This is a genomic window from Bacillus cereus group sp. RP32 (assembly GCF_040459735.1).
GTDB lineage: Bacteria > Bacillota > Bacilli > Bacillales > Bacillaceae_G > Bacillus_A > Bacillus_A wiedmannii.
This window is the reverse complement of the sequence record NZ_JARVHO010000001.1, coordinates 695,890-710,831: the sequence shown is the minus strand read 5'-3', so window position 1 is coordinate 710,831 and position 14,942 is coordinate 695,890. Positions and strand designations below refer to the sequence as shown.

The following is a 14,942-nucleotide window of genomic DNA, read 5'->3' as shown; positions in this document are numbered from 1 at the left end:
AAAATAAAACCAGGTCATATTGCGACCTGGTTTACTCTGATTGCTTTGATCTTTGAGGTTGTCCTTTTTTACTGTTGCGCTGTTTCACTTGAACAACTGGATCAAGTTCATTTGAAAACTCAGCGTTATGTCCATTTTGTGTTTTTTGCTCTGGGTTATTTTGATCTGAACGTTTCGCCATTACATTCACTCCTTATTAGTGCGGTGTAATAATCATTTGATGTTGCAGTTGGCGAATTGCCATGCGTGCTCTATTTAACTGCTCACGTTGCTCATCATTTGCATGTTGTTGCATCGTTTGTAAATCGTTATATGCTTGTTCTAATTTTAACTGCGCATCCGAATACTCCATCGTATTGTAATGCTCTTGTCTCATGCCTTGGTCTAATTGTTCTTTCGCATATTCTACAGCTTGTTCCGCTTGTGTAATATACGATTCAAGTGATTGACGCTCTGCCATAATTGTCCCTCCTTGCTTCAATTCCCCTTTAGTGTGTCCCTTCCATCTCTACCTTATGAGTATGTTATAATGGATTTTGTTTCATTTTGACTCGGCTTAGGAGGGAAAGTAATGAAGGTTCAAAACCCTTTTCCATATACAAACGACAATAAACGTTATCATACATGGAATTACCATTTACGAAATGAATTTGGTGAAAAAATCTTTAAAGTTTCATTAGATGCTGGCTTCGATTGTCCGAACCGTGACGGTACAGTTGCTTACGGCGGTTGTACATTTTGCAGTGCTGCCGGATCTGGTGACTTCGCTGGTGATCGCCGCGATGATGTTATAACGCAATATCATGAAATGAAAGAAAAAATGCGTTCAAAGTGGAAAGACGGAAAATGTATCGCTTATTTCCAAGCATACACAAATACACATGCACCACTTGAAGTGTTAAAAGAAAAATTCGAACCGCTTCTAGCAGAAAAAGACGTTGTCGGTCTTTCTATTGCAACTCGTCCAGATTGCTTACCAGATGATGTTGTTGAATATTTAGCGGACTTAAATAAACGCACATACCTTTGGGTTGAACTCGGTTTACAAACTGTTCACGAACGAACTGCAAACCTTATTAATCGCGCTCACGATTATCCTTCTTACGTGGAAGGCGTAAATAAATTACGCAAACATGGTATTAGAGTTTGCTCTCATATTATTAACGGTCTTCCACTTGAAGATTACGACATGATGATGGAAACAGCTCGTGAAGTAGCGAAGCTTGATGTACAAGGAATTAAAATTCATTTACTTCATTTATTAAAAGGAACGCCAATGGTGAAGCAATATGAAAAAGGACAACTAGAATTCCTTTCTCTTGAGGATTACGTAAGTCTCGTTGTTGACCAACTTGAAATGATTCCAGAAGACGTAATTGTGCACCGTATCACAGGTGACGGTCCGCCTGACTTAATGATTGGTCCAATGTGGAGCTTAAATAAATGGGAAGTATTAAATTCCATCGATGCAGAATTTGTACGCCGCGGAAGCTGGCAAGGAAAATATGCAAATGAGGAGAAACAACAATGAAATTAGAACGTGTATTACCGTTTGCTCGCACACTACTGCAAACGGCAGTAAAAGAAGGCGATTACGCTGTAGATGCAACGCTCGGCAATGGACATGACACATGCTTCCTAGCTGAAATCGTTGGAGATAACGGAAAAGTATTTGGATTTGATATTCAAAAAGAAGCAATTGAAAGCTCTACTATCCGTCTAAAAGAAAAAGAGCTTTTTGAACGTACTGTTTTAGTTCACAATAGTCACGATACGCTTCTATCCGTACTACCAGAAGATGCAAAAGGAAAAGTAACAGGCGCTATCTTCAACTTAGGTTACCTTCCTGGCGGTGACAAGCATATCGTTACAAAACCGAACTCAACAATTTCAGCAATTGAACAATTACTAGAAGTAATGGCACCTGAAGGAATTATCGTCCTTGTCATTTACCACGGACACCCAGAAGGACAAGTAGAACGCGACGCTGTTCTCAAATTTGCAGAAGAACTCGACCAAAAACAAGCTCACGTACTACGATACGGCTTCATTAACCAGCAAAATAACCCACCATTTATTGTGGCGATTGAGAAGCGATAAAATATATCAACGATTTTTTCGATATATCGACGATTCGACAAAAGATAACAAAAAAAGACGTGCACTCACTGCACGTCTTTTTGTTATTCTCCTATATAATGGATATATACACTATTTAAAGAAAGAAGGATAGAACTTTGCTAGTAGAACTACGGGGAATCCAAAAGAAGTATGGCAAATCACTTATACTAGACAACATTGATTTATCCATTCCAGAAGGAGAAGCGCTCGCTATTATCGGCGGGAACGGGACTGGAAAAAGTACTCTACTCAAAATAATTGCAGGATTTATTTCACCTACAACAGGGACACTTCAAAGAAAAGAACATATACAAATTGGCTATGTACCTGAACATTTTCCTGAAGGGATTCGTTTTACATTAGAGGATTATTTATATCATCTCGGCCACATCCACGGCTTATCAACAAAATATTTAAAAGATAAAATTCCGATGCTTCTTGAATCTTTTCATTTACATCATGCAAGGCATTCCGTTGTACGAAACTTTTCAAAAGGTATGAAACAAAAAACTGGCATTATGCAAGCATTGCTTACAGACGTCCATTTATTAATTTTAGATGAACCTCTTTCTGGACTTGATCCTAACTCTCAGCAAGAACTAGAACATATTCTACTCTCATTAAAACAACACGGCATATCTATACTCTTCACATGTCACGAAAAACAACTACTAGAAAACTTCGCCGATAGAATTGTGACGTTAGCAAATCATACAATCACGGAAGATATCTCTGTGCAAAAAGTGGCAGAACAAGTCTATATTGAAGCAATCGTTCACGAAACGTTTTCAGCGATAGAACTACGGAAACAATTAGGTTTTATACACGTTACACACAATTCAAATCAAAACCTTATTCAATTACAAATCGAAAAAGAATATACAAACGAAATGCTTCAGTTTTTATTACATAAAAAAGCATCTATCACACTGCTACAACCTAACTTTTAAATCGAAAGAAGGTTTATTATGTTTGCTCTTATTCGTTATCACTTTCTCGACTATACAAAATCGTATAAGTACGTCCCTCCTATTGCGATGTACTTTGTGAGCTTACTTTTTGTATATGCATATAAACCTACTCCTATTGTGCCGACATACTTAGAAACGGCACTCGCACTTTATTTATTATCTGCTTGGATTACGGTCACAATTTTTCATACTGAAGATCCTGTACAAGAACAAATTACTATGTCTCATACAAATAACATTTCAGCATTATACGTTGGTAAATATATTACAGCTCTTCTCATTTGTACTGTTTTATCTTTTATATCCGTAATCTACCCAATTTTTTTGCAAATGTTTAATGAAGAAATGACAGTTTCTTTATTTTTAGTCGGATTTCTCACTCACATGTCTTTCTCTATACTAGGAATTTCAATTGCAACTTTATTTACTAGAAATATGATTCCAAAAGCAAGCACAGCTTGGCTTAGCCTGATATTTATATTACTTATAACAATCGCCTCAATCCGGTTTAAAAAAGAGTTACTATGGTTTTTACCACCTGTCGAAAGCTTTCTAATGCTTGGACAATACAAATTTAATATACTTACTCACACGCTATGGCTCACAGCTTGGGCTATCGTATATTCATTTTTATTACTTATTTTATTTCTTTTTGTCCTTCGTAAAAAACGTTTTTAATTACATATTAAAGGAGACAAACTAATGATCGGAATACTAGCAGGAATGGGACCAAAATCAACTGGGCCATTCGTTGATACAGTTGTAGCAGGGTGCCAAACTATATACGGAGCAAAGCATGATATGGACTTTCCTCATATGATGATTTATTCTTGTCCAACACCGTTTTATATGGATCGGCCTATTGATCATGAGGCGATGAAAAAAGCAATTATTGAAGGGGCACAAAAACTTGAAAGTATTGGCGTAGACTTTATCGCTATGCCGTGCAATACAGCGCATCTTTATTTTGAAGAATTACAGCATTCTCTTTCTATCCCCATTTTAAATATAGTCGATGAGACGTTACAAGCAATTCCTGAGAATACAAAAAGAATCGCTCTTCTCGCAACAGAAGCGACAATTCAAGCTGGTATTTATCAAGACGGTATTGCAAAACGGAATATAGAATACATTCATCATGGAAAATGGCAAGAAATGATTAATCAAACTATTTCTTGTGTTAAAGATGGAGAAATTGAAAAAGCCCGCGAATTGTGGCATACGCTCGTTTTACAATTGAGAAATGAAGTAGATACCGCAATTATCGCATGTACCGATTTAAATGTTGTGGCTAGTGAGGATTTTGTTGATTCCTCTCAATGTCTTGCGAAAGCGGTTGTTAGGATGTATGTAGAAAATATAAGGGGGTCCCAATGAATATACCTTACTGGCTATTGTTTTCAGAAAGATTATGTTGCTGCAGCAAGTTCATTAATTCACCTTTAGTTGCAAATCTCTCTATATAATGCCCTTTGTATCCACCATTTTCAGAAGTAAATTGCACTTCCAATTCAAAGAAAGAAAAGTGTATATAACCTACTAGCATTCATTCCAATAATCCAATCGCTAATTTGACGTACTTGCACTTCAGCAAACATGTGCTCATAATCTGAACCAGGCTTTAAATTCTGAAAACCTTTTTAGTATTATCTACTTCTAAACTATTGATCCACAAGCGGTTATGTTTTGATTTGTACATCCTGCTTGTTGAATGAGTAACCTCGCAATTGCTTCACTCTCTCAAATTTAGTAAAACTCCAACATAGCGCCATGTTGGAGTTTTACTGCTACCTATTCATAGAACGCAACTTCCTAAGAACAACATACTATAGCATCATCAAATGCATCTTCTGGAACATACACCTTATTGCCCTCTACTTTATATGGAATATTGTTTCTTTCAAATCTTTCTGTGTCAACAGTTTCTACAGTGTCGCCCCATTTCACATATTTTCCTTTGTATTCTTTTTGACAAGCAGACAATATGAATAAAATAGCTAGACAAAAAATCAGTATTAAATTCTTTTTCAAAATCTTTGTCTCCTTTTTTATACAAATATGTATTTTCAAGGTGTTAATTTAAAGAATATCACTAAGTAAAATATAAAGACAATACTATAGGATACTTACTTCTTCTCACATTCATTCTGTGCATTACTTACCAGTAACACCATTTGTGGCCACTAATTGATTATTAACTATTCGTGCTAAAGAACCTTTACTTACTCTTTCTCTCATGTAACTGCTATATTTTGACGTAGTCCAATAATAATTATTCATTGCTACAGATCTTCCAAACCAATTGTTATGAAGATCCATTTCTTTATCAATACCAACAGAATATTGTTCATGAGCATCAGTCCAAGCTTTTGCTCTTTCTTCGCCATATACAGCACCACTAGAACCACCCATGTTCGGAACTAAAATCGCATTCCAATAAGCATGTCTAAACGCATCACCATTTCCCTTAGTAAGTTGATCACCACCATAATATTTCTTTGCTTCATTAAGAGCATCAATTGAACATCCTCCATAAGTTACGAATTCAATAGGATGCCTCTTTGCTAACGAAATTTCCGCTTCTGTTAAATCAGGCATTCCTGGTATATCGTAACCATATAAACTAGGGGATTTTGCTGTGCTATTTTTTATCTTTTCACTAGCAATTTGATTCAATTCAGCATGAGTATATTTCCCATTCTTTATCTCATCTTTTAATTCTTTAAATATCAAATTTAATTGATATGGATCGATTGACCTTACCTCTTCTTCACTTAAATATTCTTCCTCCGTTTCTTTCAATTCATTTAAGTCAATGTTTTTTGCCTTTTCTGGCATGTTAGATAAAGAGAATGTTTGAAGTTTTGCTACGTTACTTTCTTCAGCATGAGAAATATTTGGCAAAAGTCCGCCAAATAACATAGCTGATGTTAATGTAATAATTCCTGCCTTTTTAAAATTCAATTGAGTTTTCCCCATAAAATTCCCTCGCCTTTAACTGTTAGTATATTTCAAATTTTGAAACGCCTGTATATATTTGTAACATATTACCAAATGAAATTATAGTTAAGCATATTTTTCTCGATAATATACAGAATATTACATTTTATTTTTATTATAAATATTTCCTTTTTAGTAGATGAAGTAGGGAAAAGGTTAACTGCAAAATGCGGTGGCATCATAGAGGAACACAATGCTACGGGACATGAGCTGCTTCTTTTAGAGGAAAGAAATGAAGCTTACACAAAAGTAAGTCAATTGCTAAATTAGAGCAAGAACCGAATGTCCTGTTACATATACGAAAGGAGCAAATAACAGCTGAACAATTAGATATTTTAGATTAAGAACTTGAGCAATGAAATCAATTTAAAAATTGACTTAATACTATAGCACCATTAATTACGGAAAAGTAAATTAGATAAGGGCCACTTCCAAACCGCCCTTACTTGTTTTCAAAAAGCGCTTCAAATTAGGCTACAAAAAGGAAATGAAGAGCTAATTCATTCAACTAAGCTTTGCATTGCGTATTGTATGTCTTGCCGATAAAATCTGCCCTAAAAACTTTTAACTTTCTTCACAATTCTTTCAAAGTAATCACACTTAATCTCGCTATATTAAATAAGTAGTTATTCATATAGGAAAGGTTAGGGGAACTGAAAGTATGAAAGTAAATCGTTCGCTTCATTACATTTTTTGGCGTTGGCATTTTTATGCTGGGCTTTTTATTACACCGCTTCTTATTACGTTGTCACTGAGCGGAATTGGGTATTTATTTCGGGAAGAAGTTGAAGATTTCATCTATAAAGATTTATATTTTGGGAAGAGCGCCCAAACGGAATCTATTTCGATGTCTGATTCTATTTCCTTAACAGAGAAAAAATATCCACATTATAGTGTGGCGAAAATTAGTGAGTTTAATGGGGATTATAATACGAGGCTTACTATTGCAAATGAATATACGGGGCAACAAAAATATGTGTATTTAGATAGCAATAATCAAATTATTGGAGATCAAAATGCAAGTGAAACGTTTGCCAATATAATGCGGGAATTACATAGTTCTCTTTTAGTTGGTGGCACTGTCGTCAACTATACTGTAGAGCTTGCGGCATGCTGGACAATCTTTTTAATTGTGACTGGATTGTATATGAGTATACGCCAATTCAAAAACACACCGGCATCCACTAAGCGAGAAAAAGCAAAACGACGTCATTCTATTATCGGTATTATATTTACAATTCCACTCGTTTTGTTAGTCGCATCTGGATTGCCATGGTCAGGATTTATGGGTAACCAAATTTATAAAATCGCATCGTCGAATGAATCGATTGGATATCCAAAGTTGTATATGGCACCGCCTGAATCAAAGGTAAAAGAATTGCCGTGGGCAACAAGAAAAGAAGCTCCTCCTGAATCGAATTCAAATGAGCTAAAAACAATTTCTGTCGATGAATTACAAAAAGGAATTGAAATAAAGAAGCCATACGTTATCTCACTACCAACTGATCCGAAAGGTGTATTCACCGTTTCGAAATCGAGCGGTTCTGGTATTACGGGCATGGATGTGGCACCAAATGAAGAAATAACAGCTTACTTTGATCAATATAGCGGAAAACTCATTTCAAAAACGGACTATCGTGATTATGGCTTATTTGCACAATGGTTCACTTACGGTATCCCGCTTCACGAAGGTCATTTATTCGGATGGCCAAATAAAATATTATGCTTACTAACGACATTATCTTTATTACTTCTTATTTATTACGGAGTAAAAATGTGGTTTGCAAGAAAGCCGAAAGGAAAATTAGCAGCACCACCAAAGCAAAGAGATAAGAAAAGCATAATCGTTTTCTTTATCATGATGGTTATACTAGGCGCTGTCATGCCTTTATTCGGACTATCTGTTTTAGTTATTTTTGCGATTGAACTTCTTTTATATGTATTTGCAAAAATACGATCATAAATAAAAAAGCATTTGTACTCTCGTGTACAAATGCTTTTTTATTTACTATTCGTTTGTTTTTTTCTACTATTCATTAAGAACACGATATCTACAATAATAATTGTGCCAATTATTACTTGCGGCACATAATCCATCATAGTAGGACCACTTGGCCTATTCATCATCATATACATTCCAATTACAAATGAAATGGAAAGTAGCATGAGTAACGTTACTTCAATATTTTCATATAGCTTTTGAAACAATCGCTTCATTTCCACCACCAACCTTTACCATATTATAACAAAAACCACTCTACATGAGTGGTTTTATTCATCACTGCGCCATTTTCTTTCGGTACATCTTCCCGTTCCAATAGAAGAATCGTGAAGTAAGCCCTCCGTATTTTACAATGCGCCGTGCCATTTTGTTCATATTCTTTTGTGCTGATACTTTTTGATCTGATAAATAAATACCAAGTAACCCTCGGCTTATGAGACGATGAAACTTCGCATGAGGTAAATCACCAATGCTCTTCTCTGCTTCTTCTACAAAATGTTTCATACGATCTAATATCGCTTGCTCGTTTTCATAATAACTACAGAAATTCAAATCCCCGCCTATACGGTCTTCTTCTTGATCGATGAAATAATCAAGTAAAATGTGAAGTCCTTGTACGTATGGGAAGTATCCTTGTCTAATTTTCGCAATATCTTCATCATGTAATTCATCATGAAATGCATATGCTACAAGACAGAAGATTCCAAGTGTAGAACCGGCACATGCTGAAAATTCAAACCAGCTCATTTCAGGTAAATTTTCTTTATGTGCTTCAAACCATTTTTGTAAGCGTGGTTCTCTTTCTTCTAACTTCACGTGTTTATGAATTTGCAAATCACAATAATAACAAGCAAGTTCATGAAGAACAGGAGCAATTTTGTCATAGTGCTTCGTTTTCTTTAAAACATCTTGGCATGTTTCAACAAGTTCATCTAAATAACCACCATCGTCTTGGTCATCACGATAGCGATAATAATTACCGCCACCTTCTACTTCAGGTGATAATGCCATTAACATAGATTCATGCAGTGCGGCAAAATCATTCGGATCAAGTGATGTACTGCGGTCACATAAATTATCTAAATAATCGCTGATTGTTTGATACGCTACGATAAAACGAATGCATTCCTCTCGGTGCTCATTTGCTAACAGTGCTAAAATACCACCGCCTTCGCAATGAAACGTTTTATTCTCAATACTCGCGATTGCCTGACTATGAAGCTCATCATTCGGAATATGGTAGGCACGCTCTTTCCACACCGCTAGCTCATGGTGTACTACCGGAAACACATCACGGTATACTTTCGCCATGAGCGTTATGGGATTACTCGGTACGTTCACTTCTTCCTTCATCTCCTCTATTCGATGTACAAATAATTTACTTATTTGTTTGTTTCTATTATGTTATTGATGCGTATTTCAGTAAATGACTGAATATAATTCAAAATTTCATCACGCTCATACTCATTTAATAACTCGTGATAACAATTCGGCCATTCTTTAAAAGCCTTATCACTTATTTTAACATTATCAAACCAAGTGCGGACACGTATTTTATCTACAAGTTTATCCTCACAAGCTTGCATTAGCAAGAGCGGAACATCTGGAAAATCATCTATTTTTTTATGAGCAATTTCGATAGACTTAATCAATTCACTATACCAACGTACTGATACTTTGCGCAAGAACAATGAATCATTCTCCATCGCGTCCCTAACTTCATGATTACGAGTGGACATTTCCACTGTAAGATTCGTTGCAAATTGCAATTTTGGAGCGATAATATTTAATATTTTTGAGGCAGCTTGAAGTGGTGCTGAAGGTCCAGCTACTAAGCCTAAACATGGCGAACTTAAAATAATGCCGTCTACATCTTCTCTCTTCGTTTCTTGCATCATACGAATGACAATAAGACCACCCATACTATGACCAAATATAAAAATAGGTAACCTATACTTTCTTGCCTCTTTCACCCATAATTTAACTTCCTCTATGTATTCATCAAATGAATCAATATGTCCTCTATTTCTTGAAGTCGTTCCGTGTGACGGAAGGTCCCCCATCACGACGTGATAGCCGATATGATTCCACATTTCCGCAACGACTTCATAACGTCCGTGATATTCCATTGCGCCGTGCACGATAACAACGACAGCTTTCGCTTCCTCTGCTTCATAATTCCACATACGGACCTCCTCCATTTCACTCTTTCTCATAATTTGATACACTGAAACTAGTCTCTAGGAAAGGAAGACTTTACATGATATATCCTTACAAAGAAAAAAATCCGAAAATTGCGAGTAGTGCTTTTGTCGCTGATTATGTTACGATTACAGGCGACGTTTCCATTGGTGAAGAATCAAGTATTTGGTTTAATACAGTCATACGCGGTGATGTTTCACCAACAATCATTGGAAACCGGGTAAATGTACAAGACCAATGTACACTTCACCAAAGCCCACAGTATCCTCTTATTTTAGAAGACGACGTAACCATTGGGCATCAAGTTATTTTACATAGCTGTCATATTAAAAAAGATGCTTTAATTGGAATGGGATCTATTATATTAGATGGTGCTGAAATTGGTGAAGGAGCCTTTATCGGTGCTGGAAGCCTCGTTTCACAAGGAAAGAAAATCCCGCCAAACACATTAGCATTCGGTCGACCAGCTAAAGTCGTTCGTGAATTAACAGAAGAAGACCGTAAAGACATGGAGCGAATTCGCACACAATATGTTGAAAAAGGCCAGTATTATAAATCATTACAGAAGTAACTTTTCCAGCTGCCATTAAAGTGGCAGCTTTTTATATAAAGTGAAACTTTAATCAGTGGGGGTTTTCTTCATCCCCCACTGATTATTAGCCCTCACCAATCGGACTTTAATGGGCAGTTGATCCCCCACCTAACTTCTTTGCTTTCGCTGAATTTTGAGGTGGGGGTCTTACTGCCCATTAAAGCGGGATAAAAACTAACTTTTTCTTTACAAAACATTATTACTCCCTCAATAAAATCTTATTAAAATAAAAGCTAATATCTCCATATATATGTAAACGAGGGAGGAGAATTTTCATGAAGGTCAGTGGACTGTATAAAATAGAATGTTACATTTTCAAAGGAATTAACCGATACTTTGATCAAAAAACATTAAATATCTTTTTCAGCAATATTACTCATATCGGTGGTGCTACTTTCTCAATCGCACTCACACTTTTCTTTTTAATTTTTGCAAAAGGGACTTTGCATCAAGCTGCAATCGCAACTGCTATTTCTTTAGCAATTAGCCATATTCCTGTACAAATATTAAAAAGATGGTATCCGCGAAAACGCCCTTATTTAACAATTCAGGATGCGAAATATCCAGTCCATCCATTAAAAGACCACTCTTTCCCGTCTGGTCATACAACAGCCGTTTTCTCTGTCCTTGTTCCATTTATTTGCTATAATCCAAGCATATTTGCTTTTCTATTACCGTTAGCATTATGCGTTGGTATTTCTCGCATTTATTTAGGGCTTCACTATCCGTCTGATGTATTCGTCGGTATGTGCCTCGGCACTTGCTCTGGCATCATCTCTTTTTATCAATTCATCCCACTTTTCACATAAAGGAGTGATATGATGAGAATCGCCATTTTTACCGATACTTTTACGCCACAAGTTAACGGAGTTGCGAAAACATTAGAACGATTAACACGTTACTTTCAGAAAGAAAAGATCGCCTATTCTGTTTTCGCCCCTCAGCATACAGCTGAAGATAATTTCGTAGCTAATGTGAACAAGATGAGAAGTATTCCGTTAACAATATTATATCCAGAATGCCGCTTTTCTTTTCCTACTCCGCGCATTAAACGAGAACTTCTTTCCTTTAAACCTGACATTATTCACATTGCTACACCTTTCAACATGGGACTTTGTGGATTGTATTATGCAAAAAAGTTAAACATCCCAGTTGTCGGTTCTTATCATACTGATTTCGATGCTTATTTACGCTATTACAAAATCGAATTTCTCTCTAACATGCTTTGGAACTATTTAAAATGGTTTCATAGCCATATGCAAAAAAATTTCGTTCCTTCCTTTGAAACGTTACACCAACTAAAAAATAAAGGCTTTCAGGCCCTCTCCATATGGGGACGTGGTGTAGATTGCACACTCTTTCATCCATCTTACAATACAGACCTATTCCGAAAAAAATATAATATTACAGCGAAGTATGTCCTTTCCTATGTTGGACGGCTTGCCCCTGAAAAAGATATTGATACGTTACAACACCTTATCGCGAAAACAGCGCATACTCGAAACGATATTCATTGGCTCATTGCAGGAGACGGTCCTCTAGCAATAAATTTACGTGAAGTTGTTCCGAATACAAATGTCACTTTTACTGGATATTTACAAGGTAAGGATTTAGCTGAAGCATATGCTTGTTCTAACATCATGGTATTTCCATCCGCTACTGAAACGTTCGGAAATGTCGTACTCGAATCACTTGCATGCGGTACACCTGTCATCGGTGCAAATAGTGGCGGGGTTAAAAATATTATTACGGATGGACAGACAGGAGTTCTTTGCCCGCCCAAACATGCGGATTCATTTCTATCATCCATCCATTCTTTATTGCGAAATGAAGAGCAACTTATGCAAATGAGCATAGCGGCTTCATCTTATGCTAAAACAAAAAGCTGGGATGAGATTTTCCGTGGGTTACTTGACCAATACGAAACCGTCCTTCAGAACACCGCATCAGAATTACTCGCTTAAACAGAAGAGCTCCCTTCAACTAGACGAAGGGAGTTTATTACACAGTTATAAATTTTAGTTTCATAAATGATACATAAGGTTAAATATTGTCTTATTTCTATATTCATTATACCAAAAATAAACATAACTAAACAGACTTGTAATAAAAACCCATAAAATTAATATATGGTTATATAGTATTTTAACTGTATAGTGATTTTAAGAATTCCCCTTAAAATCAACTTACTCACATACCTTTATACAGTAATTGTTCCCCAATTTCTGTATACCAAAAAACCTTTCATTCATTTGAAAGGTTTTTTTGAGCCTGCACATATTCTTCTTTCGTATTCACATTTATAAACCAATCCGCATGCGCTTGTACATCTTCTCCAGCAACATACTTTACATTACATTGTGATAAAAGCTGGCCCACACTTCTTTTTTCTTCCTGAAGCAAAGCATAAATCTTTTCTTTCACACGGTTATGATACGCTGCAAGTAACGGTTGTTTTCTTCCATTAATAACAGGTACAACCGCATCATATTCATTACTCGTTTGCTCTAGTAAAATGGTAAACCACTCTGGCGAAACGTTTGGTGCATCGCAAGGCATAATAGCGTACCAATCTGCTTCTATATATTCCATTCCTGATACAATCCCAGCAAGTGGTCCGTTTCCTTTATAGTGCGGAATATCTTCTATAACAGGAACTTGTACGAGTTGCTCTACTCGCTCTTTTATATCAGAATGACTAATGACTACAACCTCTTGGAGCGTCCTTGTCATCACTTTCAAAATATGCTCAATAAACGTACTCCCTTGCCAGCTCGCTAACGCTTTCGGCTCACCGAATCTACTCGACATACCGCCCGCTAATACAATTCCAGCCCATTTACTCATTGGCGATGCAGCTCAAATGTAATATGACCTAATTCCGGTAAAATTAATTTATTCATCGCAAGGCGAACTGCTCCGCTCGATCCTGGCATCGAGAAAACTACTTTGCGCCCAATTGTACCACCAATCGCTCTACTTAACATTGCGCTGCTTCCGATATCTTCTAAATAACTAATCATGCGGAACAACTCACCAAACCCAACAATTTCTTTATGTAATAACGCTGATACTGCTTCAATCGTCACATCACGCTTCGTAATACCAGTTCCGCCATTTGTTAACACGACATCAACATCTTCTCTATGATAACCAGCTAACACTGCTTGCTGAATACTTTCTTTATCATCTTTTACAATTTCATAAGAGGTCACTGTATGCCCTGCCTCTTTTAACAATTCATGTAATAGTTGTCCGCTCTTATCTGTCTCTTTTGTACGTGTATCGGAAATCGTCACAATCTTACAACGCACTTCTTTTGGTGCTTGTTTTTTATGTTCATTAACACTCATTTTTCATCTTTCCTTTCATATTATTGTAAAATTATGTATGAAGCAAAGAATGCAACATGATACAATATAAGTATGTTTATCCATATAAAGGAGCTTTACATGATTCAAAATATGAAACGATCCGTACCCATTATACCATTCCTAATTATATTATCCCTTTTTCAATGTATCGCTTACGGGTTCGATATTAACTTTTTAAAATTGTATGTGCTTATGCCTGATGGTGGTATTCGTTACTATTTGACTAGCACATTAATTCTTCTCGTACTTGCCTATATAATAGATTTTATTTTTAAACGTTCTATCTCTAAATAAGGAGGTCTACATATTATGGAACTTTATAAAAAATTAACAACAACATTCATCCTCTTATTCATCGCTTCCATTACTATTGGCTTTTCTCTAAAAGGCGCAATTCCATACGCTATATTAGTAAGCATTATATTCGCAACACTATTTTTACTAAGCAGTGCCTTTTGCGCGGGTAAAGCACGTCAAATGAAAGGTTGATTACATATGTTCCAGAAGAAACCAATCCTTTGCAAATCATGTGAAAAAGAAATACAAACGTATGAAAAGGCATGGGTTCATATGCCTTTTCCGGCAAGTGGCATGACGAATATGAAAAAGTATATTGAGCTAGACGGCAAAGTATATTGTAGCTCATGCATTCAAATTGTAAGTAAAACGAAATAAAAAAA

21 protein-coding genes and 1 pseudogene are annotated in these 14,942 nt (G+C 36.1%); 12 read left to right on the top strand and 10 right to left on the bottom strand.

What is annotated here, in order from left to right:
• Nucleotides 1-31 precede the first annotated feature (31 nt).
• Nucleotides 32-181, bottom strand: a complete 150-nt coding sequence (locus tag QCI46_RS03625; protein ID WP_001129345.1) for a hypothetical protein — start codon at nt 179-181, stop codon at nt 32-34.
• A 15-nt stretch (nt 182-196) separates the two neighbouring features.
• Nucleotides 197-460 carry a YtzC family protein gene (locus QCI46_RS03620; RefSeq protein ID WP_000840868.1) on the bottom strand — a complete coding sequence of 88 codons (264 nt, stop codon included), beginning with the start codon at nt 458-460 and terminating at the stop codon, nt 197-199.
• Between the two features lie 111 nt (nt 461-571).
• Here QCI46_RS03620 and mnmL point away from each other — a divergent pair, with 111 nt between their 5' ends.
• The 5 genes from mnmL (at nt 572) to QCI46_RS03595 (ending at nt 4,469) form a co-directional block, all read left to right on the top strand.
• Complete coding sequence (gene mnmL / locus QCI46_RS03615) at nt 572-1,531, top strand: tRNA modification radical SAM protein MnmL/YtqA (RefSeq protein ID WP_029440192.1); 960 nt, start codon at nt 572-574, stop codon at nt 1,529-1,531.
• Nucleotides 1,528-2,100 (top strand): tRNA 5-(aminomethyl)-2-thiouridylate-methyltransferase MnmM, encoded by a 573-nt coding sequence (gene mnmM, locus QCI46_RS03610; RefSeq protein ID WP_071718139.1) that lies wholly within the window; start codon nt 1,528-1,530, stop codon nt 2,098-2,100. Before mnmL ends, mnmM begins: the two co-directional genes overlap by 4 nt.
• A gap of 137 nt (nt 2,101-2,237) precedes the next feature.
• The gene (locus QCI46_RS03605; protein ID WP_087984868.1) at nt 2,238-3,071 is read left to right on the top strand and encodes an ABC transporter ATP-binding protein; all 834 of its coding nucleotides are present in this window, start codon (nt 2,238-2,240) and stop codon (nt 3,069-3,071) included.
• Between the two features lie 18 nt (nt 3,072-3,089).
• Nucleotides 3,090-3,770 (top strand): ABC transporter permease, encoded by a 681-nt coding sequence (locus QCI46_RS03600; RefSeq protein WP_353839611.1) that lies wholly within the window; start codon nt 3,090-3,092, stop codon nt 3,768-3,770.
• A 24-nt stretch (nt 3,771-3,794) separates the two neighbouring features.
• Nucleotides 3,795-4,469, top strand: a complete 675-nt coding sequence (locus QCI46_RS03595) for an aspartate/glutamate racemase family protein (protein ID WP_353839610.1) — start codon at nt 3,795-3,797, stop codon at nt 4,467-4,469.
• A 10-nt stretch (nt 4,470-4,479) separates the two neighbouring features.
• Here QCI46_RS03595 and QCI46_RS03590 read toward each other — a convergent pair.
• From QCI46_RS03590 to QCI46_RS03580, 3 genes and pseudogenes are all read right to left on the bottom strand, one after another.
• Nucleotides 4,480-4,820, bottom strand: a pseudogene (locus QCI46_RS03590) (DNA topoisomerase III); the annotation flags it as partial.
• Between the two features lie 84 nt (nt 4,821-4,904).
• A complete protein-coding gene (locus tag QCI46_RS03585; protein ID WP_000739867.1) occupies nt 4,905-5,123 on the bottom strand; it encodes a hypothetical protein in 219 nt (72 codons plus the stop codon).
• Between the two features lie 123 nt (nt 5,124-5,246).
• A complete protein-coding gene (locus QCI46_RS03580) occupies nt 5,247-6,056 on the bottom strand; it encodes a DUF6973 domain-containing protein (protein ID WP_353839609.1) in 810 nt (269 codons plus the stop codon).
• 697 nt (nt 6,057-6,753) lie between these two features.
• Here QCI46_RS03580 and QCI46_RS03575 point away from each other — a divergent pair.
• Complete coding sequence (locus tag QCI46_RS03575) at nt 6,754-8,055, top strand: PepSY-associated TM helix domain-containing protein (protein WP_353839608.1); 1,302 nt, start codon at nt 6,754-6,756, stop codon at nt 8,053-8,055.
• 38 nt (nt 8,056-8,093) lie between these two features.
• Here the strand turns inward: QCI46_RS03575 and QCI46_RS03570 are convergent, their stop codons facing one another.
• The 3 genes from QCI46_RS03570 to QCI46_RS03560 all read right to left on the bottom strand — a co-directional run bounded on the left by QCI46_RS03570 (nt 8,094) and on the right by QCI46_RS03560 (nt 10,280).
• Nucleotides 8,094-8,309 carry a hypothetical protein gene (locus QCI46_RS03570; protein ID WP_353839607.1) on the bottom strand — a complete coding sequence of 72 codons (216 nt, stop codon included), beginning with the start codon at nt 8,307-8,309 and terminating at the stop codon, nt 8,094-8,096.
• Between the two features lie 61 nt (nt 8,310-8,370).
• On the bottom strand, nt 8,371-9,435 hold the full coding sequence (locus QCI46_RS03565; RefSeq protein ID WP_141499258.1) for a tetraprenyl-beta-curcumene synthase family protein: 1,065 nt from the start codon (nt 9,433-9,435) through the stop codon (nt 8,371-8,373).
• A 41-nt stretch (nt 9,436-9,476) separates the two neighbouring features.
• The gene (locus QCI46_RS03560) at nt 9,477-10,280 is read right to left on the bottom strand and encodes an alpha/beta hydrolase (protein WP_098047257.1); all 804 of its coding nucleotides are present in this window, start codon (nt 10,278-10,280) and stop codon (nt 9,477-9,479) included.
• A 74-nt stretch (nt 10,281-10,354) separates the two neighbouring features.
• Here QCI46_RS03560 and QCI46_RS03555 point away from each other — a divergent pair, with 74 nt between their 5' ends.
• From QCI46_RS03555 to QCI46_RS03545, 3 genes are all read left to right on the top strand, one after another.
• Nucleotides 10,355-10,867 carry a gamma carbonic anhydrase gene (locus tag QCI46_RS03555; protein ID WP_000640213.1) on the top strand — a complete coding sequence of 171 codons (513 nt, stop codon included), beginning with the start codon at nt 10,355-10,357 and terminating at the stop codon, nt 10,865-10,867.
• A 296-nt stretch (nt 10,868-11,163) separates the two neighbouring features.
• Nucleotides 11,164-11,697, top strand: coding sequence for a phosphatase PAP2 family protein (locus tag QCI46_RS03550; protein WP_353839606.1), 534 nt, complete (start codon nt 11,164-11,166; stop codon nt 11,695-11,697).
• Nucleotides 11,698-11,709: 12 nt separating this feature from the next.
• Nucleotides 11,710-12,852: a glycosyltransferase family 4 protein gene (locus QCI46_RS03545; RefSeq protein ID WP_353841828.1), complete on the top strand. Its 1,143-nt coding sequence runs from the start codon at nt 11,710-11,712 to the stop codon at nt 12,850-12,852.
• Nucleotides 12,853-13,132: 280 nt separating this feature from the next.
• On the opposite strand, the gene QCI46_RS03540 is transcribed toward QCI46_RS03545, so the two are convergent.
• Nucleotides 13,133-13,735: a molybdenum cofactor guanylyltransferase gene (locus tag QCI46_RS03540; RefSeq protein WP_353839605.1), complete on the bottom strand. Its 603-nt coding sequence runs from the start codon at nt 13,733-13,735 to the stop codon at nt 13,133-13,135.
• The gene (locus QCI46_RS03535) at nt 13,732-14,241 is read right to left on the bottom strand and encodes a MogA/MoaB family molybdenum cofactor biosynthesis protein (RefSeq protein ID WP_098047254.1); all 510 of its coding nucleotides are present in this window, start codon (nt 14,239-14,241) and stop codon (nt 13,732-13,734) included. Before QCI46_RS03535 ends, QCI46_RS03540 begins: the two co-directional genes overlap by 4 nt.
• 99 nt (nt 14,242-14,340) lie before the next feature.
• Here QCI46_RS03535 and QCI46_RS03530 point away from each other — a divergent pair, with 99 nt between their 5' ends.
• Genes QCI46_RS03530 through QCI46_RS03520 form a run of 3 tightly spaced genes read left to right on the top strand, consistent with a single transcriptional unit; the run spans nt 14,341 to nt 14,937 of the window.
• Nucleotides 14,341-14,556, top strand: a complete 216-nt coding sequence (locus QCI46_RS03530; RefSeq protein ID WP_353839604.1) for a hypothetical protein — start codon at nt 14,341-14,343, stop codon at nt 14,554-14,556.
• A 15-nt stretch (nt 14,557-14,571) separates the two neighbouring features.
• Nucleotides 14,572-14,751 (top strand): hypothetical protein, encoded by a 180-nt coding sequence (locus QCI46_RS03525; RefSeq protein ID WP_353839603.1) that lies wholly within the window; start codon nt 14,572-14,574, stop codon nt 14,749-14,751.
• A 6-nt stretch (nt 14,752-14,757) separates the two neighbouring features.
• Nucleotides 14,758-14,937, top strand: a complete 180-nt coding sequence (locus QCI46_RS03520; RefSeq protein ID WP_088080085.1) for a hypothetical protein — start codon at nt 14,758-14,760, stop codon at nt 14,935-14,937.
• Nucleotides 14,938-14,942: the final 5 nt, after the last annotated feature.